This window comes from Nonomuraea sp. ATR24 (assembly GCF_041950485.1).
In the GTDB taxonomy this organism is placed as follows: domain Bacteria; phylum Actinomycetota; class Actinomycetes; order Streptosporangiales; family Streptosporangiaceae; genus Nonomuraea; species Nonomuraea ceibae.
Genome location: NZ_JBGNUU010000017.1, coordinates 86,419 through 112,179, shown reverse-complemented (window position 1 = coordinate 112,179; position 25,761 = coordinate 86,419). Strand labels below are relative to the sequence as shown.

23 protein-coding genes are annotated in these 25,761 nt (G+C 72.1%); 13 read left to right on the top strand and 10 right to left on the bottom strand.

Annotated elements, in window-relative coordinates; translation table 11 throughout:
- Positions 1-101 precede the first annotated feature (101 nt).
- Entirely contained in the window at positions 102-755 is a 654-nt protein-coding gene (locus tag ACBI99_RS33300; protein ID WP_375074268.1) for a YdcF family protein, read from the bottom strand.
- 201 nt (positions 756-956) lie between these two features.
- On the opposite strand from ACBI99_RS33300, the gene ACBI99_RS33295 reads away from it, so the two are divergent.
- Together ACBI99_RS33295 and ACBI99_RS33290 are read left to right on the top strand one after the other, a co-directional pair.
- Entirely contained in the window at positions 957-1,937 is a 981-nt protein-coding gene (locus ACBI99_RS33295; protein ID WP_375074267.1) for an endonuclease/exonuclease/phosphatase family protein, read from the top strand.
- A gap of 52 nt (positions 1,938-1,989) precedes the next feature.
- On the top strand, positions 1,990-3,144 hold the full coding sequence (locus tag ACBI99_RS33290; RefSeq protein WP_375074303.1) for an MFS transporter: 1,155 nt from the start codon (positions 1,990-1,992) through the stop codon (positions 3,142-3,144).
- A gap of 36 nt (positions 3,145-3,180) precedes the next feature.
- On the opposite strand, the gene ACBI99_RS33285 is transcribed toward ACBI99_RS33290, so the two are convergent.
- Positions 3,181-4,314 carry an esterase-like activity of phytase family protein gene (locus ACBI99_RS33285; protein WP_219501584.1) on the bottom strand — a complete coding sequence of 378 codons (1,134 nt, stop codon included), beginning with the start codon at positions 4,312-4,314 and terminating at the stop codon, positions 3,181-3,183.
- 280 nt (positions 4,315-4,594) lie between these two features.
- On the opposite strand from ACBI99_RS33285, the gene ACBI99_RS33280 reads away from it, so the two are divergent.
- The 4 genes from ACBI99_RS33280 to ACBI99_RS33265 all read left to right on the top strand — a co-directional run bounded on the left by ACBI99_RS33280 (position 4,595) and on the right by ACBI99_RS33265 (position 8,899).
- A complete protein-coding gene (locus ACBI99_RS33280; RefSeq protein ID WP_219501582.1) occupies positions 4,595-6,316 on the top strand; it encodes an HAD-IIB family hydrolase in 1,722 nt (573 codons plus the stop codon).
- A gap of 73 nt (positions 6,317-6,389) precedes the next feature.
- Positions 6,390-6,995 (top strand): RNA polymerase sigma factor, encoded by a 606-nt coding sequence (locus ACBI99_RS33275; RefSeq protein ID WP_219501580.1) that lies wholly within the window; start codon positions 6,390-6,392, stop codon positions 6,993-6,995.
- Entirely contained in the window at positions 6,988-8,034 is a 1,047-nt protein-coding gene (locus ACBI99_RS33270) for a CU044_5270 family protein (RefSeq protein ID WP_357583171.1), read from the top strand. The genes ACBI99_RS33275 and ACBI99_RS33270 overlap by 8 nt, the downstream gene beginning before the upstream one ends.
- A gap of 28 nt (positions 8,035-8,062) precedes the next feature.
- The gene (locus tag ACBI99_RS33265) at positions 8,063-8,899 is read left to right on the top strand and encodes a hypothetical protein (RefSeq protein WP_219501576.1); all 837 of its coding nucleotides are present in this window, start codon (positions 8,063-8,065) and stop codon (positions 8,897-8,899) included.
- A gap of 1 nt (position 8,900) precedes the next feature.
- Here the strand turns inward: ACBI99_RS33265 and ACBI99_RS33260 are convergent, their stop codons facing one another.
- Genes ACBI99_RS33260 through ACBI99_RS33250 form a run of 3 tightly spaced genes read right to left on the bottom strand, consistent with a single transcriptional unit; the run spans position 8,901 to position 12,043 of the window.
- A complete protein-coding gene (locus tag ACBI99_RS33260; RefSeq protein WP_219501574.1) occupies positions 8,901-9,992 on the bottom strand; it encodes an exo-alpha-sialidase in 1,092 nt (363 codons plus the stop codon).
- A gap of 40 nt (positions 9,993-10,032) precedes the next feature.
- Positions 10,033-10,665: a potassium channel family protein gene (locus ACBI99_RS33255; RefSeq protein WP_375074302.1), complete on the bottom strand. Its 633-nt coding sequence runs from the start codon at positions 10,663-10,665 to the stop codon at positions 10,033-10,035.
- Positions 10,666-10,684: 19 nt separating this feature from the next.
- Positions 10,685-12,043 carry a TrkH family potassium uptake protein gene (locus ACBI99_RS33250; protein WP_219501570.1) on the bottom strand — a complete coding sequence of 453 codons (1,359 nt, stop codon included), beginning with the start codon at positions 12,041-12,043 and terminating at the stop codon, positions 10,685-10,687.
- A gap of 120 nt (positions 12,044-12,163) precedes the next feature.
- On the opposite strand from ACBI99_RS33250, the gene ACBI99_RS33245 reads away from it, so the two are divergent.
- Together ACBI99_RS33245 and ACBI99_RS33240 are read left to right on the top strand one after the other, a co-directional pair.
- Positions 12,164-13,036, top strand: a complete 873-nt coding sequence (locus ACBI99_RS33245; RefSeq protein ID WP_375074266.1) for a sulfotransferase — start codon at positions 12,164-12,166, stop codon at positions 13,034-13,036.
- Positions 13,033-14,190: a glycosyltransferase family 4 protein gene (locus ACBI99_RS33240; protein ID WP_219501567.1), complete on the top strand. Its 1,158-nt coding sequence runs from the start codon at positions 13,033-13,035 to the stop codon at positions 14,188-14,190. Before ACBI99_RS33245 ends, ACBI99_RS33240 begins: the two co-directional genes overlap by 4 nt.
- Before the next feature lie 12 nt (positions 14,191-14,202).
- Here ACBI99_RS33240 and ACBI99_RS33235 read toward each other — a convergent pair whose 3' ends face one another.
- From ACBI99_RS33235 to ACBI99_RS33225, 3 genes are all read right to left on the bottom strand, one after another.
- Positions 14,203-15,138, bottom strand: a complete 936-nt coding sequence (locus ACBI99_RS33235; protein ID WP_375074265.1) for a sporulation protein — start codon at positions 15,136-15,138, stop codon at positions 14,203-14,205.
- Between the two features lie 67 nt (positions 15,139-15,205).
- Complete coding sequence (locus ACBI99_RS33230) at positions 15,206-15,574, bottom strand: STAS domain-containing protein (protein WP_219501555.1); 369 nt, start codon at positions 15,572-15,574, stop codon at positions 15,206-15,208.
- 73 nt (positions 15,575-15,647) lie between these two features.
- Entirely contained in the window at positions 15,648-16,172 is a 525-nt protein-coding gene (locus tag ACBI99_RS33225; RefSeq protein WP_357583163.1) for a MarR family transcriptional regulator, read from the bottom strand.
- 116 nt (positions 16,173-16,288) lie between these two features.
- Between ACBI99_RS33225 and ACBI99_RS33220 the strand changes: the two genes are divergently transcribed.
- The 3 genes from ACBI99_RS33220 (at position 16,289) to ACBI99_RS33210 (ending at position 20,826) form a co-directional block, all read left to right on the top strand.
- Positions 16,289-18,445, top strand: coding sequence for a transglycosylase domain-containing protein (locus ACBI99_RS33220; protein WP_219501553.1), 2,157 nt, complete (start codon positions 16,289-16,291; stop codon positions 18,443-18,445).
- Positions 18,446-18,560: 115 nt separating this feature from the next.
- Positions 18,561-19,532, top strand: coding sequence for a LacI family DNA-binding transcriptional regulator (locus tag ACBI99_RS33215; RefSeq protein WP_219501552.1), 972 nt, complete (start codon positions 18,561-18,563; stop codon positions 19,530-19,532).
- Positions 19,519-20,826: a serine/threonine-protein kinase gene (locus tag ACBI99_RS33210; RefSeq protein ID WP_219501551.1), complete on the top strand. Its 1,308-nt coding sequence runs from the start codon at positions 19,519-19,521 to the stop codon at positions 20,824-20,826. Before ACBI99_RS33215 ends, ACBI99_RS33210 begins: the two co-directional genes overlap by 14 nt.
- Here ACBI99_RS33210 and ACBI99_RS33205 read toward each other — a convergent pair.
- Complete coding sequence (locus ACBI99_RS33205) at positions 20,823-22,193, bottom strand: cellulose binding domain-containing protein (protein WP_375074264.1); 1,371 nt, start codon at positions 22,191-22,193, stop codon at positions 20,823-20,825. The genes ACBI99_RS33210 and ACBI99_RS33205 overlap by 4 nt on opposite strands.
- A 222-nt stretch (positions 22,194-22,415) precedes the next feature.
- On the opposite strand from ACBI99_RS33205, the gene ACBI99_RS33200 reads away from it, so the two are divergent.
- Together ACBI99_RS33200 and ACBI99_RS33195 are read left to right on the top strand one after the other, a co-directional pair.
- Positions 22,416-23,483 (top strand): lytic polysaccharide monooxygenase, encoded by a 1,068-nt coding sequence (locus ACBI99_RS33200; RefSeq protein WP_219501549.1) that lies wholly within the window; start codon positions 22,416-22,418, stop codon positions 23,481-23,483.
- Between the two features lie 21 nt (positions 23,484-23,504).
- Positions 23,505-24,041: a hypothetical protein gene (locus tag ACBI99_RS33195; protein ID WP_219501532.1), complete on the top strand. Its 537-nt coding sequence runs from the start codon at positions 23,505-23,507 to the stop codon at positions 24,039-24,041.
- 141 nt (positions 24,042-24,182) lie between these two features.
- Here the strand turns inward: ACBI99_RS33195 and ACBI99_RS33190 are convergent, their stop codons facing one another.
- Positions 24,183-25,745 (bottom strand): cellulase family glycosylhydrolase, encoded by a 1,563-nt coding sequence (locus ACBI99_RS33190; RefSeq protein ID WP_357583161.1) that lies wholly within the window; start codon positions 25,743-25,745, stop codon positions 24,183-24,185.
- Between the last annotated feature and the right edge of the window lie 16 nt (positions 25,746-25,761).

Sequence of the window (25,761 nt, the reverse complement as noted above, 5' to 3'; positions counted from 1 at the left end):
CCCCTTTTGGGCAGAACCGCGCGAAGGGTTACACCGCGAAGGGTGACGAAGGCGGCGCTTCTCTCGTCACCCCCCGAGCGTCCGGGTGCGGGTCCGGGGCCTCATGGGATGACCCTGCTGTCGAACCCGGCGCGCAGCAGCGACTCGTAGGCGCCGCGTACGGCCGGCGGGATCTCCTGCTCGACGCTGTAGCCGCGGGCCGGGTACTCGATGACCCGCTGGAGGTCGCCCACCAGCATGTCGATGACCAGTTCGCCGTCGCCGATCGCCCGGACGTACGCGTCGAGGCGCTGGGCCCCCGAGGCGCACACCACCTCGACCTCGGGCCACACCTTGCGGGTCGTGGCGTAGGCCCGGCGTTCCATGTACGGCTTGGAGATGAGCATCACCGAGCGGGGGCGGATGCCGGCCTCGTGCAGGACCCGGCGGGACAGGACGATGTTCTCGCTGGTGTTGGTGGCTCGCGGTTCGAGGAGGATGGCCTCGTCGGGCACGCCGAGCCCGATCGCGTGCTCCCGGTAGTGGACGGCCTCGCCGCGGGGGAAGCGGGCGGCGGTGGTCGGCGTGGTGGCGCCCGAGAAGACCAGGCGCGGGAACCAGCCTGCGTGGTGGAGCGCCGCCGCGGTGGACGCGACGCCCAGGTCGTGGCTGCCCAGGCCGATCGCGGCGTCGCAGTGGCGCAGCGGGTGGTGCATCTGGAGGTAGTCCCAGAGCAAGCCGGCCTGCCTCCACTGCTCGTCGGTGATGCCCGCCAAGGCTGCTCCCGGTCCTCGTGGTCAGGTTCCTTCCAAGGGCTCGTGGCCGTGTCCATGATGGCACCGGCGATCTACGGACACCCGTGAGCGGCCCGCGGGCCGGCCGGCTTCCACCGCAACCGGGTCCCATCTTGAGCGGCCGCTCAGGATGCGTAGGCTCCACCTCAGAACGTTCAGCGCGATTCGGAGCGGCGGAAGCACGTGGGCATCTCGGTCGAGGACAAGGAGGCCGGCGGGGCGCCGCCGCGCCGCCGTCGGCGCAGCCGCTGGCTGTCGTGGACGGTCGTGGCGTGCCTGGCCGGGTGGGCGGTGGTGCGCGTGGGCGGGCTGGAGGCCGGCTCGTTCCTGACGCAGCTCGTGACCGTGACGCCGCTCGGCGCGGTGCTGTCGCTGCTGGTGGCGCTGCTGGTGGTGCGGCGCAACCGGCCGGCGGCGCTGGTGGCTCTGGTGGCGTGCGTGCTGATGGCGGCCGTGGTGGCGCCGAGGGCGTTCGCCGTGGGCGAGCGGCCGGTGGGCGGCGTGCCGTTCAGGGTGCTGACGATCAACCTGTTCGGGCGGGCGGACCCGCAGGCGGTGGTGGAGCTGGTGCGGCGGCTGCGGCCGGACGTGTTCAGCGCGCTGGAGCTCACGCCGCGCGCGGTGGCGGCGCTGGACGCGGCGGGCCTGGCGGAGCTGATGCCGCACCGGGTGCTGGAGGCGGACCACGGCGCCACGGGCAGCGGGCTGTACGCGCGGCATCCGCTGACGGCGTTGCCCGATCTGTTCACGCCGATCGGGCACAACATGCCGGCCGCCGCGCTGACGCTGCCCTCGGGCGGCAGGGTGGAGGTGGTGGCCGTCCATCCGAACCCGCCGCTGGGCCGGAAGACGGCAGGCTGGTACGCGTCGCTGGCCGCCCTGCCCGGGCTGTCGCCGGACGCGGTCCGGGTGCTGGCGGGCGACTTCAACGCGAGCCTGGACCATCGCGCCTTCCGTGAGCTGCTCGACCGTGGCTACGTGGACGCCGCCCGGCAGGTGGGCATGGGGCTGACGCCGACGTGGCCGAACCGGGCCGTGCCGCCGTTCATCACGATCGATCACGTGCTGGCCGACGAGCGGGCCGGGGTGCGCGAGGTCCAGGTGGTTGACGTGCCGCGTACGGACCACCGGGGGGTTTACGCGGAGCTTAGGCTGCCCGGCTAGACTCGCCCGCATGAAGTGGCGACATTGATTCGTTGACGGAAGCCCGTCCCGGCTGGCGGGCACGCTTTATCTTTACTCGTTCCTGGATGAGTTCGTCCTGCTCTATCCGGTCTATGCGCTGCTGTTCAGCGAGACCGGGTTGTCCGTGGCCGAGACCACCTCGCTGTTCGTGATCTGGTCGGTCACCGGGCTGTTGCTGGAGGTGCCCTCCGGCGCGCTGGCCGACGTGCTCTCCAGACGGTTGCTGCTGTGCGTGGGGCCGCTGCTGGCCGCCGCGGGCTTCGCGCTGTGGGTGATCTTCCCGTCCTACTGGGTGTTCGCCGCCGGGTTCGTGCTGTGGGGCGTGCGTGGCGCGCTCACGTCCGGCTCGCTGGAAGCCCTGGTGTACGAGGAGCTGGAGCGCGCCGGCGAGGCCGAGCGCTATGCCGGGCTGATGGGCCGGGCCTCCTCGGTGGGGCTGGCGGCGACGGCTTCGGCGATCGGGCTGGCGATCCCGGTGTTCGCCGTGGGCGGTTATCCGGTGGTGGGCGCGGCCAGTGTCGTGGCCTGCCTGCTGTGCTCGCTCGCCGCCCTGGCGTTCCCCGAGCATCGCGCGGCCACGGCGGCCGGCGACGAGGACGACGAGCCCGGCTACTGGGCGGTGCTGAAGAGCGGGCTGTCGGAGGCGCGCGGCAACCGTCACGTGTCGAGGTGGCTGGTCCTGTCGGCCGTGGCGGGAGCGATCTGGGGCGCGCTGGAGGAGTACGTCCCGTATCTCGGCAAGGAGCTCGGGACGCCGGTCGCCTGGGTGCCGGCGCTCGTCCTGCTGGTGTGGGCCGCGGCCACGGCCGGCGGGCTGCTGGCGGGCCGGGCCGAGCGGGTGGCGGAGCGGCCGTTCGCGGTGATGCTGCTGGCCGCGGCGCTGGCGCTGGCGGGCGGCGCGCTGAGCGGGGAGCTCGCCGGGTTCGCGCTGATCGCGCTGGCCTTCGGGGCGTTCCAGCTCGCCGACGTGGTGGCCGACGCGCGGCTCCAGGAGAGCATCGACGGGCCGAGCCGCGCCACCGTGACGTCCGTCGCGGGGCTCGGCAAGGAGGCGGTCACGCTGCTCGTCTACGCGTCGTACGGCGCCGCGTCGACGATGGCGGGCCACGGCCTGACGTTCGCCCTGTTCGCGGTGCCGTACGTGGTCGTCGCGCTGGTGTGGGGACGCAAGAGCCCGCGCCCCTGATGGAGGGCAGGGGCGCGGGCGGTCGGGCGGGCGGCGTCAGCAGCCGCGGACGGCGAAGGCGAGGAACTGCGTCACCTCGCGCTCGTCGAAGTTGTCGTCGGAGCCGGCGACGAGCGTGCACTCGCCGGTGCGCAGCCGGGGACCCCAGGCCAGGCCCTCCAGGTTCTGCACCGGCCCGCGCAGGTCGCTGAAGTCGTAGACCAGCCGCTTGCGGACCGGGCGGTACGACCGGCCGTCCGCGAGGCTCCGCCGGGGCAGCACGTCGGTCGCGCCGCGCAGGTCGATCTCGTACAGCTTGACCCGGTAGTCCACGCCCTCGATCCAGGAGCGTTCCAGCGCCAGGTAGCGGTGGTCGTCGATGGCGAGGAGCTCGGAGACGCCGCTGTCGGTCGCGCCGGTCGGCGGCACGGGCGCGGCCGGGAGCGGGTCGATCGGGTAGGCGTACTGGCCGAGCAGGTGGCCGTCGCGGTTCCAGACGGTGATCCTGGCCGGGGCGCCGCGCTCCACGGTGGGCGGCTGCCCGTCCTCGTAACGCGGTCCTTCGGCCACGGCGGCGATCGTGCGCGGGCCGAGCGCCAGGCCCTCGAAGCCGAAGTTGCGCCGGGGGCCGCTGTCGGTGGTGGTCAGCCGGAGGTTGCGCGGGATCGGCAGGGAGCCGAGGTGGCGGCCCTGGCGGTCCATGCGGCGCACGAAGAGCTGGGAGACGGGGATGTCCGGGTTGCGCGTGTCGGGCCGGTCGCCTTCGTGTCCCCAGACCAGGTGGCGGGTGCGCCGGTCGAAGCGGATCGTCTCGGGGTCGGCCGAGCGCGGCTTGCCGTAGCCGGGGTAGGGCTCGCCGTCGGGGCCGATGAGCGTCTTGACGCCGGAGAGGTGGGCTCCGGTGAACCTGCCGGTGCGCCGGTCGAAGTCCAGCCTGCCGGTGTAGAAGCGGGCCGGGTTGTAGCGCCACCGGTCGTCGGAGATGAAGTACCAGGTGCCGGTGCGCGGGTCACGGTCCAGCCCGGAGAAGCCGCCGACGACCGTGCCCGCGAACTCCATCTTGTGCGGCAGCCGCTGCTCGCCGAGGAAGCGGGTGACGCGCACCCGCTCGGCCGCCATCACCGGCTGCGCGAATCCGATGGCCAGCGCGAAGGCGACCGTGACCTGCGCTATCCGCCGTGGATACAGCATGTGTTCCCCTGTCCGTGTAGGGCCTGCGAACCGGGGGACATGAGATCGCGGGTGAGGGCGGATTTCCAGGTAGCGGGGCAGGCGAAAGTTCGCGCACCGGCGAAGGCCGCGTTTCCCCTGAAAACGCGGGGCGAAGTGTCAGCGTCACGCGGGATACGTGAGAGAACCGCCGCAGATCCGCGGCTTTCCCGCTTCGCCCGGAGCGGGTCGTGCGACCGTTTCCACTCCTCCGTACGGGGTGATCCAGATTTCGCCGGGGTCTCGGGGGTACGTGCGCGACATGAGGTATCACGTGCTCGCCTGCGACTACGACGACACGCTGGCCAGGCACGGACGGGTCCATGAGCACACCGTCCGGGTCCTGGAGCGCGTCTCCCGCTCGGGCAGGAAACTGCTGCTGGTGACCGGGCGGGAGCTCGACGACCTGCTGTCCGTGTTCCCGCACGCCGACCTGTTCGACCTGGTGGTGGCCGAGAACGGCGGGCTGCTCTACGACCCCGGCAGGCGCAGCGCCGAGGCGCTGGCCGAGGCGCCGCCGCCGGAGCTGGCCGACCGGCTGCGCGCGGCGGGCGTCACGCCGCTGGGCGTCGGCTCGGTGGTGGTCGCCACGCGCGAGCCGTACGACGCGCAGGTGCACGAGGTCATCCGGGACCTGGGCCTGGAGCTGCAGGTGATCAGGAACAAGGGCGCGGTCATGGTGCTGCCGCCCGGCGTGAACAAGGCCACCGGCCTGGCCGCCGCGCTCGACCGGCTGCGCCTGTCGCGGCACAACGTGGTGGCCGTCGGCGACGCGGAGAACGACCACGCCTTCCTGAACGCGGCCGAGTGCGGCGCGGCGGTGGCCAACGCGGTGCCGGCGCTGCTGCGCCAGTGCGACCTGCCGCTGGGCCGGCAGGCGGGCCACGGCGTCGTCGAGCTCGCCGAGCTGCTGCTCACGGGCGAGCTGGACCAGATCGAGATCCCGCGTCACGACGTGCTGCTGGGCCACGGTGACGGCGGCGAGGCGCGGCTCAAGCCGTACGGGACGGGGCTGGCCGTGGCGGGGCCGTCGGGCAGCGGCAAGTCCACGGTCACCACGGCGCTGCTGGAGCGGCTGGTGGAGAGCGAGCACCAGTGCGTGGTGATCGACCCGGAGGGCGACTACGCCGAGTTCCCGGGCGTGGCCGTACTGGGCGAGCCGGACCGGCCGCCCGCGGTGGAGGAGGTGCTGCGGCTGCTGGAGTCGCCCGGGCACAGCGCCGTGGTGAACATGATCGGGATGCCGCTGCGCGACCGGCCCGCGTTCTTCGCCGAGCTGGTGCCGCGCCTGGTCGCCATGCGGGCCAAGCTGGGGCACCCGCACTGGGTGGTCGTGGACGAGGCGCACCACCTGATGCCGGCCGAGCTGCAGGAGGTGCCGCTCAAGGACCCCGGCGACCTGGGCTCGATCATGCTGATCACCGTGCATCCCGAGGCGCTCAGCCCGGCCGCGCTCGACCTGCTGAACGGCGTGATCGCGGTCGGGCCTGAGCCCGCCGACACGCTGGGCGCGTTCGCCGACGCGCTCGGCCGGCCCTTGCCGGCCGTCGAGGGCGAGGGCGGTGACGGCAGCGTCGTGCTGTGGCACATCGCGCTGGACGCCGCCACGCGGATCCAGCCCTCGGAGGCCCGCGCCGACCGCACCCGCCATCGCCGCAAGTACGCCGCCGGCACCATGTCCAAGGACAAGAGCTTCTACTTCACCGGCCCCGACGAGCGGCTGCACCTGCGGGCGCGCAACCTGCACACGTTCGTGGAGCTGGCCGAGGGCGTGGACCAGGAGACGTGGACGTACCACCTGAAGCGGGGCGACTACTCGGCCTGGATCCGCGACCGGCTCGGCGACGACGAGCTGGCCGGCGAGGTCGAGGCGGTGGAGCGGGAGGAGCCCGACGACAGCCTGAGCCAGGTGGTCGGCCTCATCGACCGGCGCTATACGCTGCCGGCCGAGCCCACCCGCTACGACCCGGACCACGACGACTGATCACGCGGGGACCGTGAAGGGGAAGGCGACGATCGGTGGAGTAGGGGTGTAAGCAACAGAAGGGACACCCCGAATGACCGCGCCCCCCGAGGTGAGCGACCCTCCGGTCGCGGCCGACGACGCGGCCGTGATCAAGGAGTCCGTCCGGGAGCCGGAACGCTTCGCGGTCCTCTACGACCGGTACGTCGAGGAGATCTACCGCTACCTGGCGGCCCGCCTCGGCCCGGAGGCGGCCGACGACCTGACCGCGGAGACGTTCCTGACGGCCTTCCGCAAGCGGCACACGTTCGACCCGGCACGCGGCGGCGTCCGGCCCTGGCTGTACGGCATCGCCACCAACGTGGCCGCCCAGCACCGCAGGGGGCTGTCGCGGATGTTCGCGGCCTTCCGCCGGGCCCCGGCGGCCGAGCGGAGCGAGGCGGGCCCCGAGGAGCGGGTGCCCACGCGGCTGGACGCCGCGGGCGCGCGGGGGCCGCTCGCGGCGGCGCTGGCCGCGCTGCCCGCGGGCGACCGCGACGTGCTGCTGCTCGTCGCCGTGGCCGGGCTCAGCTACGAGGAGGTCGCGGCCTCTCTCGGCATCCCCTACGGAACGGTCGGCTCCCGGCTGCACCGCGCCCGCAAGAAGGTGCGGAAGGCGCTCGGCGAGGTCAACCCGGTGATCGGAGACATAGATGGATGACCTGTCCGCGGTGCGGGAGCTGCTGGCCCCGCCCGGCCCGTCCCGGGAGACGGTGGCGCGTGGGCGCGACCGGCTCCTGACGGAGATCGCCCGCGACCGTCCCCCGAGGGGCGCGCACGACAGGCCCGCGCGCAAGCGGGTGCGGGCGGCACGATGGGCGACGTTCGGGCTGGGGCTGGCGTCGGCGGGGGCGGCGGTGGCCGTCGTGCTCTCGTCGGCGCCGCCGGTCGAGGCCCCGCCGCCCGACGCCCGCACGGTCCTGCTGGCCGCCGCCACGTCCGCCGCCCGGCAGCCCGCCGAGGGCGCCTGGTGGGGCAACAAGCTGATCAGGGGCGTACGGTTCCGCGACCCCGGCGACCGCTACACCCTGGAGCAGACGGCCGCCGAGGAGACCTGGCTGCCCACGGGCAAGATGACCGACCCGCACTGGCTCGTCCTGCGCTACCTGGGCGTCAAGCCGGCCACGCCGGAGGACGAGGCGGCCTGGCGGGCCGACGGCTCCCCCACCCGCTGGTCCTACCCGTACGGCAACGGCGGCGGTCTCGGCGGCGACTCCTACGAGGTGGAGGCGGCGCCCGGCGAGGCCAGGTCGTTCGAGCAGGAGGACGTCGACTGGCGGCTGCTGACCGCCGGCAGGCCGCTGACCAGGATGGCCGAGCTGCCCGCCACGCCGGAGGGCCTGCGCGCCCTCCTCGGGCCCGGCGACAGGGAGCTGATGACCAACCTGGGCTCGTTCGTCCTGGAGATGCCGGTGCCCGCCGGAACCAGGGCCGCCGCGTACCGGCTCATGGCCTCGCTGCCCGGCGTCACCGCGCAGGGCCGGGTGACCGACGCGCTCGGCAGGACCGGGGAGGCGATCGCCTACCGCGACCCGGCCGACGGCTCCGCCAGGCGGCTCATCGTCGACGACGCGACCGGGGCGCCGCTCGCGCTGGAGACGCTGGCGCCCTCGGGCGAGCTGAAGCAGTTCACGGCCGTCGCGGAGAGCGTCTGGGCCGACCGGCGGCCCGACCTGCCCAACCCCGAACCCGCATCCTGACCCCCGAACCGGAAGGTGACTGCACACGATGCGTAAGACGATCATGATGGTCGCGGTCCTGGCCCTGGCGGCGACCGCCACCCCGGCGCAGGCCGCCGAGGCCGACCCCGGGGCCGGCGGCAAGTTCTGGCAGACCCGGACGACGTTCACCATGACCCACCCGCGCAAGGTCGGCACCGCGCCGAACACGTACTGGGTGGTGCAGCGGCGGATCAGCGAGTCGACGTCGGCGTCGACCGGCGACCGGTGGATGGGCTTCCGCGAGCTGGGCGTCAAGCCGAAGAGCGCGGCCGACCGGGCCGCCTGGAAGCGTGACGGCTCGCCCGCCTCGTGGCGCTACCGGACCGAGGGCATGCTGGTGAAGCTGTCCACGGAGCCGGGCAAGGCGAGGCTGAGCAAGATCAGGCCGAGCGGGTTCATCCTGGCCGGGCGGAAGATGTCCTACGAGGAGCTTCAGGCGCTGCCGTCGGAGCCCGCCGCGCTCAAGGAGCGGCTCGTCGAGATCCGCCTGGCCGCCCCCGAGCCGCCGCGCCGCGAGCACATCAAGCTCGGGCACACGTACGAGGAGCTTCTGCACGAGCTGCCCGTGCCGCAGAAGGTGCGCGCGGCCGCGTTCGCGCTGCTGTCGGCGGAGCCCGGCACCGAGGTGACCGGCGACGGCGCGAACCGCAAGAAGCTCACCGTGACCGACGGCAAGGGCGACTGGCGGATGCGGCGCAGCGTCACCGTCGACACCTCGGCCATGCTGCTGGTCGCCGAGAAGCTGGACACCTGGATGGGCGGCAAGCCGTTCCCGAACAAGACCTGGACGAAGGTCGTCGAGTCCGGCTGGACCGACCAGGCGCCCACCGCGCCGAAGGGCTGACTCAGGCCAGCTCCGCGGCCGGGACGCGGCGGAAGGCGATCGACTCGTACGGCCCGAAGTCGCCGGTCTCGTAGAGCAGGCCCACCGTGGCGGGGTCGAGCGCCGTCAGGTCGGAGTAGGCGGCGGGCAGCCCCGACACGGTGTGGGCGACCCGCCAGGTGACGCCGAGGTCGTCGCTGGCCCGCACGGTCATGAGCGCGCGGGCGTCGGGCGCGGCCGGGCCGGAGAACAGCAGCGTCCCCGTCGGCTCCCAGAACAGGACGCTGCCCTCCACCACCGGCCCGCTCAGCCCGGCCTGCGGGCGGAAGGGCAGCTCCAGGCTCTGCCCGCCGTCGGCCGAGTAGGCGTCGGCGCGGGTGCCGGGGGCGGCCGAGTCGGTGCGGGTGTTGAGGTAGAGGCGGCCGCCGGGCAGCTCGGCGGCCGTGGTCTCGTTGACGTTGACGTAGCCGTCGGGGTTGTCGTCGACGTAGCCGATCCGCCAGGTCGCGCCGCCGTCGTCGCTGAGCAGGCAGTGGCCGCCGTTGTAGGCGCCCTCGGTGCCGTCGTGGCCGGCGGCCGGCGGCAGCGAGTGGTTGGCGGGCACGACGATCCGGCCCGCGTGGGGGCCGTGCCGGAGCTGGAGCGCGTGGCCGGGAGTGGTGGCGTACCAGCGCCATTCCGGCCGTTTCACGCTCGCGGTGATCTCGCGCGGGGCCGTCCAGGTGACGCCGTCGTCGGCGCTCTCCTGCACGAACACGCGGCGGCCGTCGGCGGCGGGCACCTGGCCGCGCCGGATCTTCGCCTCGGTCGCCGCCGGGCCCTGCCGCACCGACACCAGGACGATCCGGCCGTCGGAGGTCACCACCGGGGCCGGGTTGCCCACGGTGCCCCCGCGCGGCTCCTCGGCCACCACGCGGGCCTCGCTCCAGGTGTCACCGCCGTCGGCCGAGCGCTTGACCACCAGGTCGATGTGGCCGGAGTCGCCGGCCGAGCCGCGCCGCCCCTCGGCGAACGCGAGCACGGTCCCCGCCCGGGTGACCACGACGGCGGGGATGCGGAACGTGTGGAAGCCCTCGGTGCCCGCCCGGTAGGGCACGGACGTCGCGTACGCCATCCGGCCACGGTAGGAGGGACGGGTGAACGGCGGGTGTCCGTCAGCTGAGCTCCGAGAAGCGCTCGATCTGGTCGGTGCGGCCGGACACCAGGATGATGTCGCCGTAGGACAGCTCGGTCTCGGCCGTGGCGTACGTGAACGCCTCGCCCTCCTTCTTGACCGCGACGACCGTGACGCCGTACTTGCGCCGCAGGCCCGACTCCCCCAGCGGGGTGCCCACGTACTCCTTGGGCGGATGGGTCTTGATCAGCGCGAAGTTCTCGTCGACCTCCATGTAGTCCAGCAGCCGGCCGCTCACCAGGTGCGCCACCCGCTCGCCCATGTCGAACTCGGGCAGCACGACGTGGTGCACGCCGACCCGGCTCAGGATGCGCCGGTGCTGCTGGCTGACGGCCTTGGCCCAGATGTCGTCGATCTCCAGCTCCACCAGCAGCGAGGCGGACAGGATGCTCGCCTCCAGGTCGCCGATCGCCACCACGGCCCGGTAGAAGTCGGGCACGCCGAGCTGCTGGAGCGCGTCCAGGTCGGTGGCGTCGGCGGTGGCGAGGTGGGTGATGTGGCCCGCCAGCGCCTGCACGATCTTCGGCCGGTGGTCGATGGCCAGCACCTCGGTGCCCCGGCGGGTCAGCTCCAGGGCGAGCGAGCTGCCGAACCGGCCCAGCCCGATGACCACCACGGGGTCATTGCGCTTCTCAACCAACGATCATCCGCTCCTCAGGTAGTTCGTAATGCCGGGTCCGCTCCTTCAACGCCAGCGCGGAGCCGATCGTCAGCGGGCCTATCCTGCCGACGAACATCAGCAGGACCATCAGCACCTGGCCCGGGACCGTCACGTCGGCGGTGATGCCCGTCGACAGCCCCGCCGTGCTGAACGTGGCCACGACCTCGAACAGCACCCGGTCGAGGCTGTGCGGGGTGAGGACGAGCAGCACGTAGGTGCAGACGGCGACCAGGCCGGCGCTCATCATCGTGATCGTGACGGCCTGGCGCTGGGCCGACTCGGAGATCTGCCGGTGGCCGATGTTCACCTTGGACTCGCCGCGCAGCTCGGCCCACATGACGAAGGCCAGCAGCCCGAGCGTGGTCACCTTGATGCCGCCGGCGGTGCCCGCGCTGCCGCCGCCGATGAACATCATCAGGTCGGTGAACAGCCAGCTCGACGGGTAGAGCTCGCCGATGTTGACGCTGTTGAACCCGGCGGTGCGCGCCATGGACGACAGGAAGAACGCGGCCAGCAGCTTGCCCGAGTCGTCCAGCGCGCCCAGGGTGCCGGGGTTGCGCCATTCGGTGGCCAGGTAGACCAGGGTGCCGAGGACCAGCAGCACGATGGTGGCCACGACGGTGATCCTGGTCAGCACGCTCCACCGGCTCGGGTGCCGCCAGGACTTCAGCAGCTCGAACACGACGGGGAAGCCGAGCCCGCCCACGGTGACGGCGGCGGCGATCGTCAGGCAGATCCACGGGTCGGTGACGAACCCGATGACGTTGTCGGACCAGAGCGTGAAGCCCGAGTTGTTGAAGGCGGAGATGCCGTGGAAGACGCCCAGGTAGAGCGCCTCACCGATCGGCTCGTCGTAGCCGATCAGGAAGCGCAGAGTGAAGACCACGGCCGCGATCGCCTCGCACACCAGGCTGAAGACGACGACCTTGCGCACCACCTTGCGCATGTCGGCCATGGTCGGCGTCTTGGTCTCGGCCTGGGCGAACAGCCGGGCGCGCAGGCCCAGCCGGCCCGACACCAGCACGGTGAACACCGTGGCCAGCGTCATGATCCCGAGCCCTCCGATCTGCACCAGGCCGATGATGACCACCTCGCCGAACGTCGACCAGTGCGTGGGCGTGTCGACGACGACGAGCCCGGTCAGGCAGACGGCCGAGGTGGCCGTGAACACCGCGGTGAGCCAGCCCGGGGACACCCCTTCGGTCGTGGCGAAAGGGAGCATCAGCAGCAGCGTGCCGATCAGCGCGGCCGTGCTGAATCCCGTCGCGATGACCTGCGCGGGGTGGCTGTAGCCGCCGAGTGAGAAAGAGGCGGCTCGAACACGTCTCATCAGGTGCGAGGCTCCAGCAGGAAGCAATGAGATGGTCGAGGATATACGGCGCCGTCACGGTTCCGTATCGACCCCCGATTCCCAGGGAACTACCAGGAAGGATGAGTAGTCTCCCTCTGCATGAGCTGGCAGCGTAAGATCAACAAGGCGCTGGTCAGGTTCACCGGATTCCAGGTCAATCGAGTAGGGAACCAGGGTATTGCGAAGGCGGCGGCCCCCGCGCCCGCCAAGCCGGCCGAGGTCGAGATCCGGCCGCCGGCGGACCCGGCGGCGGACCGGCTCCTCACCGCCCCCGTCTTCATCATCTCGCCGGTGCGGTCCGGCTCCACCCTGCTTCGTTCGATCCTCAACGCTCATTCGGCACTGCACGCCCCGCACGAGCTCCACGTGCGGCGCCTCAGAGTGGAGTTCGGCACGACCCTGGCCAGCAAGGCGATGGCGGCGCTCGGCCACAACCAGGCCGATCTGGAGCACCTGCTCTGGGACCGGGTCCTGCACCGCGAGCTGGTCCGCAGCGGCAAGCGCTACATCGTGGACAAGACCCCGGCGAACGCCTTCGCCTACGAGCGGCTCGCCACCTGCTGGCCGGACGCGCGGTTCGTCTTCCTGCTGCGCCACCCCGCCTCCATCGCGACCTCCTGGCACGAGGCCAGCCCCGACAAGCGCACCCCCGACGAGGCCGCGCTCGACGCGCTGCGCTACATGAAGGCGGTGCAGCGGGCCAAGTCCGCGCTCCCCGGCCTCACCGTGCGCTACGAGGACCTCAGCGCCGAGCCGGAGAAGGTCACCCGGGAGATCTGCGAGTTCCTGGGCGTGGAGTGGGAGGCCGGGATGCTCTCCTACGGCGAGCAGACGGTCATCCAGAAGGGCCTCGGCGACTGGCGGGACAAGATCCGCACCGGCACCGTCCAGCCGGGCCGCGAGCTCCCGCCCGAGGAGTCCGTCCCCGAATCGCTCAAGCCGATGTGCCGGAGCTGGGGGTACCTCCCGTGAAGATCCGCTACCTGATGCTGCACGCCTACGGCATGGGCGGCACCATCCGCACCGTGATCAACCAGGCCAACGCGATGGCCGAGTACGGGCACGACGTGGAGATCATCAGTGTGGTGCGGCGGCGGGAGAAGGCGCAGTTCGCCATCCACCCGGGCGTCCGGGTCAGCACGCTCGTCGACCAGCGGCAGGGCAGGCAGGCCGACTCGCTGCCGCGCAAGGCGTGGCGCCGGGTGCGCGGCAAGATCGTGCCGCGCGGCGAGTTCGCCGCCGACTACTTCACCGAACGGGTGGAGAAGGCGGTCATGGACTACGTCGCCGGGCTCGACCACGGCATCCTGGTCACCACCAGGCCCGCGCTCAACCTGATCGCCGCCCGCCGGGCCGGCAAGGGCGTGGTCAAGGTGGCCCAGGAGCACATGAACCTGACCGCCTACCCCGAGACGATCCGGCGCGACATCGCCCGCTACTACGGCAGGTTCGACGCCGTCGCCGTGCTCACCAAGACGAACCAGCGCGAATACCAGCAACTGCTGCCGGGCGCCCGGATCGTGCAGATCCCCAACGCCGTGCACAAGGTCGACCAGGAACGTTCCCGCCAGGAGAACCCGGTCGTCCTCGCCGCCGGGCGGCTCGTGCCCCAGAAGGGGTTCGACATGCTCATCCCGGCCTTCGCCGAGGTCGTCAGGGAGCACCCGGAGTGGCGGCTGCGCATCTTCGGCACCGGCCCGCGCAAGCCCCAGCTCGCCGCCCGCATCGAGGAGCTCGGCATGACCGGGCACATCTCGCTCATGGGCCGCACCGACCGGCTCGACGCGGAGCTGGCCGACGCCTCCGTCTACGTGCTCAGCTCCCGGTTCGAGGGGCTGCCGATGGTGATGATCGAGGCCATGACGCACGCGCTGCCGGTCGTGGCCTTCGACTGCCCGACCGGGCCGCGCGACGTGCTGACCGACGGGGTCGACGGGGTGCTGGTGCCGCCGCGCGACACCGAGGCGCTCGCCGCCGCGCTCAAGGAGGTCGTCGCCGACCGCAGGAAGCGCCTGGAGATGGGCGAGGCCGCCGTGGTGACCTCGCGCGCCTACGGCCCCGACGTGGTGATGCCCCAGTGGGCGGACCTGTTCGCCGAGCTGCTCGGCGAACCGGCCCGCCGCTGACGGTGACGGCGGCTACCAGTCGCCGTCACCCTCCTCCTCGCCGCCCTCGAACGCCTCCTCGATGAGCTCGCCGGCGACCATGCCGCCGACCACGCCCATCGCCCCGGCGGCGACCATCCCGCCGAGCCCGCCGCCCCCGTGGTGGTGGCGCTCCTCGTGGTAGTGGTGGCCCTGGTGGTGGTGGTGGCCGCCGCCGTAGGCGCTCAGCCCGGCCAGCCAGCCGCCGATCTCGGCCGCCCAGTCCTTGTGCAGGGCCTCGTCGTGCCCGACGCGGAAGCGGCCGATGGCGTCGCCGTAGCCGCCGGAGCGCTTGTCGGCCTCGATGACGACGTGCATCCCCTCGGCGTCGGCGACGAACGTGAGCTCCGCCTCCTTGATCTGCCCGGGCGGCCCGTAGAACTCGATCTCCTGGTAGACCGGCAGCTCCTGGTGGATGCCGTGGATGCGGCCCACCTCCACGTCCGCCGACTTGAACGCGAACCCGAGCTGCAGGAACGCCTCCATGACCCGCTGCTGCGACGGCAGCGGCTCCACGCTCAGCGGGTCGAGGTCGCCCTTGTCGACGGCCTTGGCGATGGCCAGCTCGGTGCGGACGCCGAGCCCCATCCCGGTCAGCGGCTGCCCGCCGACCTCGCTCACCGGCGTCTCCCACGGCACGGCGACCTCGAACGGGATCGTCCGCTCCTCCCCCTTGGCCAGCGTGAACGGCCCCGAGACCCGCATCCGGTGCAGCTCGGCGAGCCCGTGGGCCTCGCCGTCGCCGATCTCCGCCTCGGCCCGGGCGACCAGGCCCAGCGTGACGTGCTCGATTTCGGCGTCGAAGTCGCCGCCCTTCAGCCGCACCTCACCCGCCAGGAGCCCGCCGGGCCGCACCCGCGGGGTGGTGAGGACGGTGTCGACCGAGGGGGCTCCGACGCCGAAGGCGCCCAGCATCCGCTTGAAAACCACGTGATTACTCTCCGTTCCGGTACGGCTGGCGTACCGGAGAACGATCACCGGTGCGGCGCGGTTCCCGTCATTCCCTGGCGGTCTTGAGCATCAGCTCGGCCACGGCGACGTCGACACTCTGGCTCAGCGACACGTGGCCGAGCAGGTCGGTCTGCCGCAGCACGTTGACCAGGTGGGGGGTGGGCCGGGCCAGGATGACCTCGCCGCTGCCCTCGGCCCGCATGCGTTGCAGCACCGCGGCCAGCACGCCGATGACGGAGGAGTCGTAGAACATCAGGTCGGCCAGGTCGAACACGAGCACCGGGCCGGGCGACCAGTCCCACACCGCGTCGACGTGGGCGCTGAACCGTTCGCGCCCGGCGTGGTCCAGCTCGCCGGCCGCCACCAGGACCGTGCACTCCCGGTGCCGGACCGTCTCGATGCGCAAAGCGGCCACGCACTACGCCTTCCCCGGGGTCCTGCCGTTAGTCCGGTGACTCGGGGGTAGGACGTAGGCCGTGACCGCCCCCTCAGTCGCCCCCCGGATCGCCGGTGAGCTCACCCGTGAGGTCGCGCAGCATCGAGCGCAGGACGCGGTCGAGCGCGGCGCTCTCGCCGGACGGCACCAGGGCGGCCAGCCGGTGCAGGTTGGCGGCGTGGTCGGTGAGCGTGGCGTCGATCACCCGCCGGCCCTCGCCGGTGAGCGCGATGCGGAAGCTGCGCCGGTCGTCGGGGTCGAGGCTGCGCTCGACGAACCCGGCGGCCTCCAGCCGGTCGAGCCGGTTGGTCATCCCGGCGCGCGAGAGCCGCAGCACCGCGGACAGCTCCGACGGGATCATCGTGTACGGGCTTCCGGCGCGGCGCAGCGCGGCCAGCACGTCGAACTCGCCGGGGCGCAGCCCGTGGCGGGCGAAGACGCGCTCGACGTCCGCCTCCAGCAGCCTGGTGACCTGGACCAGCCGGGCGAACAGGCCGAGCGGCTCCAGGTCGAGATCGGGCCGCTCCCGGCGCCACTGTCGCAGGACGGCGTCCATGGGGTCGGGTTCGGCGGTCATGGTCAACGATTCTACGGAGGTGAGACCACGATCACATCGATCCGGATACGCGGCATTCGTGAGGCCTATATGGTTTGGGACGGGGTTGAATTGGCTATCGGGGAGGTTCCTGCACCATGAGCCGGGGTACGAGCATCCTTCGTCTGACCGGGGCCGCCGCCGCGGCGGGCGTGCTGGCCGCGGCCATCGCCCTGCCGGCCATCGGCGGCGCCGGCGCGATGTTCGTCAGCGCCTCGGAGGACCTCAACCTCAAGCCCGAGGACCTCAAGGAGCCGCCGCTGGCGGAGAAGACCACGGTCCAGGACGCCAAGGGCAACGAGATCGCCACCTTCTACGAGGAGTACCGCGAGGTCATCCCGCTCTCCCAGGTGGCCGAGGTGATGAAGACCGCGATCATCTCCATCGAGGACTTCCGCTTCTACGAGCACGGCGCCATCGACATCGAGGGCACCATCCGCGCCCTCGCCAAGAACCTCAGCTCCGGCGGCATCGCCCAGGGCGGCTCCAGCATCACCCAGCAGTACGTCAAGCAGGTGCTGGTCAACTCCGCCGTCACCGACGAGCAGAAGGCCGCGGCGACGGAGGCCAGCTACGCCCGCAAGCTCAACGAGCTGCGCTACGCGATGGCGATCGAGGAGAAGTACACCAAGGACCAGATCCTGGAGAAGTACCTCAACATCGCCTACTTCGGCGCGAGCGCCAACGGCGTGGAGGCGGCGGCGAAGCGGTTCTTCGGCGTCTCGGCCTCCGAGCTGGACCTGGCCCAGGCCGCCACGCTGGCCGGAGCCGTGCAGAACCCCAACAGGACCGACCCCAACCTCGGCAGGAAGCAGCGCGCCGCCCTGCTGGAGCGCCGCAACATCGTGCTCAACCGGATGGCGGAGCTCGGCAAGATCACGCCGCAGCAGGCCGAGGAGGCCAAGGCCAAGAAGCTCGGCTACAAGGGCACCCCGCTGCCCGGCGGCTGCGAGACCAGCAAGTACCCGTACTACTGCATGTACGTGCGCGCCGAGGTGCTCGGCAACCCGATCTTCGGCAAGTCCAAGACCGAGCGCGCCCAGCTGCTCAGCCGGGGCGGCCTGACGATCCGGACCACGCTCGACCCCAAGATGCAGAAGGCCGCCGAGGCCGCGATCAAGAAGCACGTGCACGCCTCCGACCGCCCGGTGGCCTCCGAGGCGCTGGTCGAGCCGGGCACCGGCCAGATCAAGGCGATGGCGGCCAGCCGCAAGTACGGCAACAACAAGCGCAAGAACGAGATGTCGTACAACGTGGTCGCCAACGCGGCGCACGGCGGCGGCGTGGGCTTCCAGCCGGGATCGACGTTCAAGACGTTCACGCTGCTCACCGCCCTCAAGGAGGGCATGAAGATCAACGACGGCCTGTCGGTGGGCGCCGGCTACCGGGCGCCCGGCTATTCGACGTTCAAGAACTGCAAGGGCGAGAGCATCGGCGACCCGTCGCACACCGTCACCAACGACGAGGGCTCGGGCGGCTTCAAGACGCTGCAGACCGGCACCTGGGGCTCGGTCAACACGTTCTTCATGAAGCTGGAGGAGAAGGTCGGCCTCTGCGACACGATCAAGACCGCGAAGTCGCTGGGCATCGAGCGGGCCGACGGGCTGCCGCTGCTGGAGTTCTCCACGTTCACGCTCGGCACGAACGAGATGGACCCGGTCACCGTGGCCAACGCCTACGCGGCGATCGGCGCCCGGGGCAAGTTCTGCGAGCCGATGGTGATCACGCAGATCACCGACCGCTACGGCAAGGTCAAGAAGTACGACCCGAAGTGCAAGCAGGTGCTGGACCCCGAGGTGGCCGACGCGGCGGCGAACGTGCTGCAGGGCGTGTTCACCCACGGCACGATGCGGGGCGTGGGCGGGATCGGCCGTCCGGTGGCGGGCAAGACCGGCACCTCCGACGCGCAGGCGACGGCCTGGTTCGCCGGGTTCACGCCGGACCTGGCGGGCGCGGTGAGCATCGGCGACCCGCGCGGGGCGCAGAAGTACAAGCTGAACGGCGTCACCATCGGCGGCAAGTACTACGGCTCCGTGTTCGGCGCGAGCGTGCCGGGGCCGATCTTCAAGGACACCATGATGGCGGCGCTCAAGGGCACCAAGGCGACGCCGTTCCACCCGATCAACACCGCGCGCTTCGGCGGCTGCGGCTCCAGCTGCGCGCCGGTGCAGCGGGACCGGGACGAGGCCGGCCAGCGGGAGGACCTCGAACTGGGTGACGGCACCGTGCGCTTCGACGACGGGATCGGCCGCTGAGCTCACCGTCTTCCTTACTCGCTGCCAATGGCCCAGTACAGAGGGCCTGTTAACGGCGGCGAAACATTGATAACGTGGGAGCGCTCCCAGGGATCTTCGGCGCGAGGTGCTGAGAATGTCCGAGCAGCCCACTTTGGCACAGGTCGCGGCGGCCGCTGGGGTTTCCCCGGCAACCGCCTCCCGAGTTCTCACCGGCTCCGTCCGGGTCAGCACGTCGACCCGCAGGCAGGTCTACGAAGCGGTGTCCCGGATGGGTTACGTGCGCCAACGAGCCCCCAGGGGATCGGTGTCGAGAGCCGCCGCGACAGGCGTGACCGCGGTCGTCTGCGATCATCTGCCGCGATTATTCTCCGAACCGTACTACGCGCGGCTCCTGTCGGCCACCGGCGCCGTCGTCGCCGAGCACGGCACCCATCTGATGGTGACGACCGTCAACCCCGCCTCGTCCACGCTGCCCACGCTGTCCGGCGCGGTGCTGCTCATCGGCGCCCGTGAGCGCCATCCCCTGGCCATCAAGCTGTGCACCTCCGGCATCGCGGTGCGCAACATCGGCCGCCCGCCCCACGACCTCAAGCTCCCGTTCGCCGACGTCGACAACCAGGACGGCGGCCGGCAGGCGGCCGAGCACCTGCTGCTCACCGGCCGCCGCGCCGTGGCGGCCATCGGCGGCCCGCCGTCGCTGCCCGCCGCCCGCGACCGGCTCGACGGGCTCGTCCGCACCCTGCGCGAGGCCGGCATGGCCGAGGTGCCCGTCGCCTACGGCGACTTCACCGCGGCCTCCGGCACCCACGCCATGCAGTGGCTGCTGCGCCACGCTCCCGGCCTGGACGCGGTGTTCGCCGCCTCCGACCTGATGGCCGCCGGCGCGATCCAGGCGCTGCGGCGGGCCGGCCGCCGGGTGCCCGCCGACGTCGCGGTGATCGGGTTCGACGACGCGCCCGTCGCCAGGCACACCAATCCGACGCTGACCACGGTCCGCCAGCCCGTTGAGGAGGTCGCCACCATCGCCACCCGGCTCCTGCTGTCAGGAACGACGGGCATCGACCCGATCCTCCCCACGGAACTGGTCATCCGTGACTCGGCATGAGCCCGGGGACATCCTCGCCCGCAGGTACCTGCTGCTGGACCCGCTGGCCACCGGCGGCATGTCCGTCATCTGGCGGGCCTTCGACCAGTCGCTGCAGCGGGTCGTCGCCGTCAAGGTGCTGACCTCGTCCCTGCAGACCGGTCTCGTCGACCGGATGCGCGCGCGGAGCGAGGCCAGGGCCGCCGCCCGGTTCATCCATCCGGACGCGATCGAGATCTACGACTACGGGGAGGCCGTGACCGCCAACGGGGAGGTCGCGGCCTACGTCGTGATGCCGCTGCTCGACGGCACGCCGCTGGCCGAGCGGGTGGCGGGCGGGCCGCTGCCGTGGCCGCGCGCGGCGGCCATCGGCGTGCGGCTGGCCCGCGTGCTGGCCGCCGGGCACGCGCGCGGGCTCGTGCACCGCGACGTCACCGGCGAGAACGTGCTGCTGACCGCCGACGGGCCGAAACTGCTCGACTTCGGCATCGCGGCCTGGGCCGGCGACCCCGACGACGACCGCGGCACCCCGCCGTACGTCGCCCCGGAGCGGCTCGACGGCGCCCCCACGCATCCGGCCGTGGACGTGTACGCGCTGGGCGTGCTGCTGTTCACCATGATCACCGGGCGGACCCCGTACCCGGAGACCACGTGGGAGGAGATCGAGGCGGCGCGCCGCACCTCGCCGGCGCCGCGCCCGGCGGGGGCGCCGCACGCGGTCGCCACGCTCTGCCAGCGCTGCCTGGACCCGGACCCGGCCCGCAGGCCCACGGCCGACGAGGTGGCCACGGCGCTGGCCGCCGCGCTCACGCTGCCCAGGCGGCTGCGCAAGGGCCTGGCGGTCGTGGGCGCGGCGGCGGTCATGTCGGTCGCCGCGTCGCTGGCCATGTCGGTGCTCGTGTGGTTCCAGCCCCCCGCCGAACGGGCCGGGCCGGAGGCGGGCCCCTCGCCCACGGCCGCGGCGTCGTTCCCGGAGTCCGAGCTGTTCACGCGGTCCGAGCCGATCCCGCAGGCCGAGCCGTTCCCCGGGTCCGAGAGCCCGCCGGTCGAGGCGCGGACCATGCGGCAGGCGGTCGACGGGTTCCACAGCGCGCTGGAGACCGCCGTGTGCGGGGCCACCGACGGTGACGTGGCGCTCGACCTGAAGCAGGTGCTGCGCGGCGTGCTGGTGACGCCGGGCCAGGAGGAGACCGGGCTGGCCTCCCTGCGCCGCAAGCTCACCGACCGCGAGCGCGAAGGGAGGCTGACCCCGGGGTGCCGGTCGGCGCTGGAGGTGTCGCTCAACGAGATCACCGCCGCCCGGCGGGCGCCCTAGAAGGCGCAGGTGTAGCCGGAGGGCAGCTGGGTGCTCGACGCCGGGCGGGTGGCCTGGAAGCCGAACGTGGTGCTCGCGCCGGGCGCCAGCGTGCCGTTGTAGGGCAGGCTGGTGGCCGTCACCGTCTGGCCGCTCGTGGTGAGCGTCGCGCCCCAGGAGCCCGCGATCGCGTGGCCCGCGGGCAGCGTGAACGTGACCGACCAGCGGCTCGCGCCGGACGAGCTGCCGTTGGTGACGGTCACCGGCTGGATGACGTAGCCGGTCGACCAGCTCGTCTGGGTGCTGGGGGTGACCTCGCAGTCGCCGCCGCCGCTGCCCGGCAGGGTGGTGGCCGTGACCGCCGCCGACTCCGGCGAGGTGTTTCCGGCGCCGTCCCTGGCGCGGACGCGGTAGCTGTAGGTCGTGGCCGGGGTCAGGCCGGTGTTCGTGAACGACGTGGAGGCGGTGGTGCCGACCTGGGTGTAGGCGCCGCCGCCGGTCGAGCGCAGGATGTCGTAGCCGGCCAGGCCGCTGCCGCCCGAGTCGGTGGCGGCGTTCCACGACAGGGTGGTGGCCGTGGCGGTGGTGTTCGCGGTCCGCAGGCCCGACGGGGTGGTCGGCGGGGTGGTGTCGGTGCCGCCGCCCGTGGTGGTGAACGAGAAGTCGTCCACGGCCAGGCCCGCGCCGCCGATCCACGGCTCGAAGCCCGCCTGGACGCTCGTCAGATACCAGGAGCGCTGCCCGTAGCCTCGGCTGACCACGTCCGCGTAGAACGTGTCGATCGCGAAGTCGATCGAGGTCGCCGGGGAGGTGCGGACGTAGGAGATGACGTTCCAGCCGATGTTGCCGAACCAGACCTCCCAGGAGGACCCGGCCAGGTTCACGGTGCCGACGCGGTTGCCGATCGGCTGGATGGAGCCCTGCCGGTTGAGCCAGATCATCAGCTCGGCGCCGGTGTTCTGCCCGTCGGTGCGCGGCGTCGGGTCGAACCACAGGTCGTAGGAGGCGTTGTACGTGCCGCTGCCCGGATAGGTCATGCGCACGCCGGAGCGCAGGTTGCCGAAGCCGCTCGCGCTCGCCTGCATCGGCAGGCCGCTGCCGGTGGTGCAGTTGGCGTAGTGGCACCCCGCGTAGATCGACGGGTAGCCGGCCGGGGCCCCGCTGGTGGAGTTGTTGTGCGCGGACTGGGTGACGGTGAAGCCGCCGCTCTGGTCCACGTCGATGCACTGGGCCGTGTCGGCGCCCCAGACGTTGTTCTGGACGATGTAGCGCCCGCTCTGGACGCTCGTGGAGCCGTACTTCTCGCAGATCACCGGCGCGGCCTCGGCCGGGGCGGCGACGATGAAGGTGGCGAGCAGGAATCCGACGAACAGGTATAAGCGCCTCATGGCACGCAGGATTCGCCAGCGTCCGGACGCCCGGCAACCGGCCGGGGGCGGCGGGCCGGGCCGTCACAGCGCGCACCAGGGGAAACCTGCACGGTGATCGGCTGAAAGTTTCACGCCACGTTGTCGAACGAAGTGAAGACGTGTTGTAATGCGGCCACGCGAGTGCTGCCGGGCGGGCGGGTCGTGGCGGGTTCCTTCGTCATGCGAGCAAAGGAATCACCCATGAGAGTCTTCCGTTCGGCGGCCGTGGCGGTCGCCGCGGCCCTGGCTTTGATCACCGCGGCCTTGGTCGTCCCGGCCCAGGCGCACGGCGTCACCATGTTCCCCGGCAGTCGCACGTTCCTGTGCTGGCAGGACGGCCTGCGCGAGAACGGCGCCATCCAGCCCTACAACCCGGCCTGCGCGGCAGCCGTCGCGCAGAGCGGCACCACGCCGCTCTACAACTGGTTCGCGGTGCTGCGCTCCGACGCCGGGGGCCGGACCACCGGCTTCATCCCCGACGGCCAGATCTGCAGCGCCGGCACCGGCGGCCCGTACGACTTCACCGCCTACAACGCCGTGCGCAACGACTGGCCGCTGACGCACCTGACGTCGGGCGCCAGCATCACCATGCGGCACAGCAACTGGGCCGCGCACCCGGGCTCGTTCGTCTACTACGTCACCAAGAACGGCTGGAACCCGAACGCCCCGCTGAAGTGGTCCGACCTGGAGCAGTTCGGCAGCGTCAGCAACCCGCCGCAGTCGGGCGGGCCCGGCGGGCTCAGCTACTACTACTGGAACGTGCAGCTGCCCTCGGGCAAGAGCGGCCGGCACATGATCTTCGTCCACTGGATCAGGTCGGACAGCAACGAGAACTTCTACAGCTGCTCCGACGTCACCTTCGACGGCGGCAACGGCGAGGTCACCGGGGTCGGCCCCGGCGGCAGCACGTCCAGCCCCAGCCCCGACCCGACCATCACCCCGACCGACCCGCCGCCTCCCGGGGGCTGCACGGCCACGCTGCGCGCCACCGACACCGGCTGGGCCGGCCACTTCCAGGGTGAGGTGACCGTCCGCAACACCGGCACGACCGCGATCAACGGCTGGAAGGTCAACTGGACCTTCAGCGGCGGCCAGGGCTTCGAAGGCTCGCCCTGGAACGGCGTGCTGAGCGGCCAGCCGCCGTCGGTCGAGGTGAAGAACGCCTCCTACAACGGGCAGATCGCGCCGAACGGCTCCACCACGTTCGGCTTCAACGGCACGGGCAGCGTGCCGAGTCCCGTGCCCGCGCTGACCTGCACGCCCGCGTAGGTCATCGGGATGCTGGAAGACGTGCGGAGGCCGCGGGCGCGGCGGGGACGGGTCATCGCCGTCACCGCCGTGGTCGTGGCCTCCGTCGCCGGGGCGGCGGTGGCGGCGAACCTGTGGCGGCCCGGGCTGCCGTCGCAGCTCAGGGAGCCGCTCGCCGCCCGGGTGACGGAGATCCTGGAGAAGTCGTCCCCGGCCGAGCACCACGAGCACGGCCACGAGTTCGGTGAGGACGCGGGGCGGGTCGTGTGCGCCGTCGAGCCGTTCGGCGTCGCGCCGGAGAACGCCGCCACCGTGTCCGAGGTGCGGTGGGTCTACGCCCGCCACATGTGCGCGATCACCGGCGCGGGCGCCGAGTGGGCGATGTCGGTGCGCGTGTCGGGCCCGCTGGCCGTGCGCCTGCACGACCCGGTCGAGGTACGGGTGCCGGAGCCCGGCGCCGGCTATCCGGAGCGGGTCAGGCTGGTCATCCCGCCGCGCCTGCACGAGGAGGCGTTCGCCGAGTTCGCCGATGACGAGGTGATCGAGGCGGCACGCCGGCGGTTCACCGAGGCGCGTTAGCGGGCAGGTCGAACGCGGCCGGCGAGAGGGGGAGGACTCTCCGGGCCGGCCGCGTTCACGCCATCCGGGCGGGATGGTGTCGTAGGGGCGGTTCACAGCAGGGGGACGGGCCTCACCTCCTCAGGGGCGTGGTACGGGGGTTCAGCCGGCGCAGGCGTAGCCGGAGGCCACGCTGGTCGAGCCGCTGGGCCGGCTGGCCTGGAAGCCGAACGAGGCCGGCAGCGAGGCGTTGTAGCCGAGGTTCCTGGCCGTCACCTTCTGTCCGTCGACCGTGACGGCGGCGTTCCAGGAGCCGACGATCGTGTGCCCGGCGGGCAGGGTGAACGTGACGGTCCAGCCGGAGCCGGTGCCGGTCACCGAAACGGGCGAGACCACGTACCCGTTGCCCCACTGGCTGCCGACGGTCGCGGTGACCTCGCAGTCGCCCTCGCCGCCGCCGGGGAGCGTGCTGAACGCGGTGGTGGGTGAGGGCGCCGACTGGTTGCCCGCCGCGTCCCTGGCCCGCACGTACACCGTGTAACCGGTGCCGGGGGTGAGCCCGGTCAGGCTGATCGACGGGGTGGCCGAGCTGCCGAGCAGGGCGCCGCCGCTGTCGTGGACGTCGTAGCGGGTGACGCCCACGTTGTCGGTGGAGGCGGTCCAGGTCAGCGTGGCGCCGGTGGTGGTGATGCCGGAGGCCGCCGGGGCGCCCGGGGCGGTGGGCGGGGTGGTGTCGTCCGGGCCGCCGCCGCCGTAGATCGCGGCCTCGCGGGCGGTGGCGGCGATGCCGTCGGCGCCGTTGAACAGCCGCTGGCCCCACGGGGTGAGCTGGTCGACGTCGAAGTTCGTCACCTGGTCGAGGTACTCGACGCCGCCGCCGTTGCCGCTCCACGACCAGCCGAGGTAGCCGAGGCCGCGGCTGACGGCCTGGGCCATGATCGTGTCCTCGTCGGGGTTGCCGTCGGAGTGGTTGTGCCCGAACTCGCCGACGACCAGCGGCAGCCCGGCGGTGCGGAAGGCGTCCATGTAGGAGGTGATCTCCGCTGCCGTGTCGAAGACGCCGTACATGTGGACGGAGAAGATCGTGTTCTTGTCCGGGTCGCTGTCGAAGACGGCCCGGGCGTTGTCGCGCATGGTGAACTGCCAGTCCTGGCCCCAGTTGGGGGCGTCCACCATGAGCGCGTGGTCGAAGCCGTTGGCGCGCAGCTTCTGGATGGCGGCCGTGGTGGCGGCGGCCCAGCCGGGGGTGACGGCGTTGTTGCCGACGGGCTCGTTGCCGATGTTGACGATGACGTAGTCTTCCTGGCCGGCCAGGGCGCTCTTGACGCTGATCCAGTAGTCGGCGGCGGCGTCGAGGGTGACGGCGCCGCTCTGCTCGCCGTAGCCCGTCGTGTCGTGATTTTCCAAGATGCAGATGAGTTTGTTCTGCTTGCACAGGGACACGACGTTGGCCACGTCGGCGACGCCGTTGGCGGTCCAGCGCCCGCCGCTGAGCACCACGCGGACGGCGTTGGCGCCGAGCGACTTGATGTCGGCGAACGCCCGGGTCTGCGAGGTGTACCAGGTGTGGGCGTGGCTGGTGCCACGGATGACGAACTCCTGGCCGCCCTTCTCGACGATCTTCGTGCCGCTGACGTGCAGGCCGGTCGCGGCGTGGGCGGGAGAGGCGATCAGGACGACGGGGAGGAGCAGGAGTGCCGCCAGCGCGGCGAGCCGGGATCTCAAAGTGGTGCCTTTCGCT

Bases quoted from the DNA above. Each gene is read 5' to 3' on its own strand.
- ACBI99_RS33285 (WP_219501584.1), bottom strand. From the start codon at position 4,314: ATGCTGTATCCACGGCGGATAGCGCAGGTCACGGTCGCCTTCGCGCTG.
- ACBI99_RS33280 (WP_219501582.1), top strand. From the start codon at position 4,595: ATGAGGTATCACGTGCTCGCCTGCGACTACGACGACACGCTGGCCAGG.
- ACBI99_RS33275 (WP_219501580.1), top strand. From the start codon at position 6,390: ATGACCGCGCCCCCCGAGGTGAGCGACCCTCCGGTCGCGGCCGACGAC.
- ACBI99_RS33270 (WP_357583171.1), top strand. From the start codon at position 6,988: ATGGATGACCTGTCCGCGGTGCGGGAGCTGCTGGCCCCGCCCGGCCCG.
- ACBI99_RS33265 (WP_219501576.1), top strand. From the start codon at position 8,063: ATGCGTAAGACGATCATGATGGTCGCGGTCCTGGCCCTGGCGGCGACC.
- ACBI99_RS33260 (WP_219501574.1), bottom strand. From the start codon at position 9,992: ATGGCGTACGCGACGTCCGTGCCCTACCGGGCGGGCACCGAGGGCTTC.
- ACBI99_RS33250 (WP_219501570.1), bottom strand. From the start codon at position 12,043: ATGAGACGTGTTCGAGCCGCCTCTTTCTCACTCGGCGGCTACAGCCAC.
- ACBI99_RS33245 (WP_375074266.1), top strand. From the start codon at position 12,164: ATGAGCTGGCAGCGTAAGATCAACAAGGCGCTGGTCAGGTTCACCGGA.
- ACBI99_RS33225 (WP_357583163.1), bottom strand. From the start codon at position 16,172: ATGACCGCCGAACCCGACCCCATGGACGCCGTCCTGCGACAGTGGCGC.
- ACBI99_RS33220 (WP_219501553.1), top strand. From the start codon at position 16,289: ATGAGCCGGGGTACGAGCATCCTTCGTCTGACCGGGGCCGCCGCCGCG.
- ACBI99_RS33215 (WP_219501552.1), top strand. From the start codon at position 18,561: ATGTCCGAGCAGCCCACTTTGGCACAGGTCGCGGCGGCCGCTGGGGTT.
- ACBI99_RS33205 (WP_375074264.1), bottom strand. From the start codon at position 22,193: ATGAGGCGCTTATACCTGTTCGTCGGATTCCTGCTCGCCACCTTCATC.
- ACBI99_RS33200 (WP_219501549.1), top strand. From the start codon at position 22,416: ATGAGAGTCTTCCGTTCGGCGGCCGTGGCGGTCGCCGCGGCCCTGGCT.